The 1,552-nt window shown below is 60.6% G+C and carries 1 protein-coding gene; it reads left to right on the top strand.

Annotated features, from left to right (window positions below):
• Nucleotides 1-141: 141 nt before the first annotated feature.
• Nucleotides 142-1,552: condensation domain-containing protein (locus SLW56_RS20755; protein ID WP_267104262.1), on the top strand; the 1,411-nt coding region annotated here is incomplete at its 3' end.

Here is a 1,552-nt window from a genome sequence, read left to right as displayed (position 1 = left end):
AAGCCAGATCCGGCGACGATTCGAGGTGGATTTCACCCTCAAGAGCCTGTTCGAACTACCCAGCATCGAAGAGCAGGCCACCTTCATCGAAACCCTGGTCAATCGCGTCCAGGGCAAGGACGCCGTGGAGGAATTTTCGCTATGAAGCTTGCCGACATCCTCGCCCTGTGCGCGAAGGAAGGCATCGAGTTGTCGGTTGTCGAAGGCGCCCTGCGGGTGACCGCCATGCGCAACAAGGTGCCGGATGCAATCAAGGAAGTGCTAAAGGCGAACAAGCTGCTGCTGATCGCCATGCTGGGCGGCAAGCGTGTCAGGATTGGCGACGGTGACGACATGGTCGCCGATCCCGCACGCCTGCAAGGGGTGCAAGCGGTGTCGTTCGCACAACGGCGCATCTGGCTGGAATCCACGCTGTCCGAGAAAGCGATCTACAACACCCGCCTGGCCGGGTCGATCCGCATCTCGCTTTGGGTACCCGCGCTCACCGAGGCGCTGCATGCGCTGGTGCAACGCCATGCGGTGTTGAGAACGGTCTATCTCGAGGACGATGGCGAACCGCTGCAGAAGGTGCTCCCTGTCGCGGAATTCGGCATCATCGAGCATGACCTGCGAGATCTGGGAGCGGAAGCGCAACAGCAGTTCCTGGCAGCGCTGCTGGAACGGGAAATGTTGCATCGGTTCGATCTGAGCGCGGATATCCCGTTTCGTGCGCAATTATTGGCGTTCGCTCCGGACCATCACGAACTGGTGCTGACCATTCACCACATCGCGACGGACGGATGGTCCACCGGCATCCTGCTGCGCGAACTCGACGAGCTCTACGGTGCTTTTTCAGCTGGCGCTCCGAGCCCATTGCCGGACAATGCCATCCAGTACGTGGATTACGCCGCCTGGCAGCGCGACCAGCTTGCCGGTGCGCGAGTGGAAGCGTTGCTGGACTACTGGCGCGATCGCTTGGCCGACGCACCCACGTTGCATTCCATTCCGCTGGATTTTCCGCGTCCCCCTGTGCAGCGGCACGCGGGCGGCTATCACCTGCAACTCATCGCGCCCGACTTGCATGCCGGCATCCGCTCGCTGTGCGCGGAACTGTCGGTCACGCCCTTCGTGTTGCTGCATTCGTTGTTCTCGCTCCTGTTGGAGCAATGGAGCGATAGTCAGGACGTGCTGGTAGGGTCGGCAAATGCCAATCGCAGCGAAGGATCGGTTCAGACGCTTGTCGGTTGCTTCCTCAACAACCTGGTAGTGCGCACGAACGTCTCGGGAAATCCAACGCTCGCCGATTTCCTGCGTGCGCAGAACCGTCATGTTCTTTCCGATCTGGAACACCAGCAGGTTCCTTTCGAATTGCTTGTGGAACAGATCAACCCGGAGCGATCGCTGGCCTACCACCCGCTGGTCCAGGTCATGTTCGGTTACGACATCCGTGCAGAGGGCGATGCATCGGCCGGCAGCCTGAGGCTGCAACGCCACGAACTCGACTACAGCGTCAGCAAATTCGACTTGTCGCTGCACGCCGTTCCGGTCGACGAAGGTATCGAGGTGAACTGGG

Source organism: Xanthomonas sp. LF07-6, from assembly GCF_034105445.1.
Classification (GTDB): Bacteria; Pseudomonadota; Gammaproteobacteria; order Xanthomonadales; family Xanthomonadaceae; genus Xanthomonas_A; species Xanthomonas_A sontii.
This window is presented reverse-complemented; position numbering and strand designations above follow the sequence as displayed.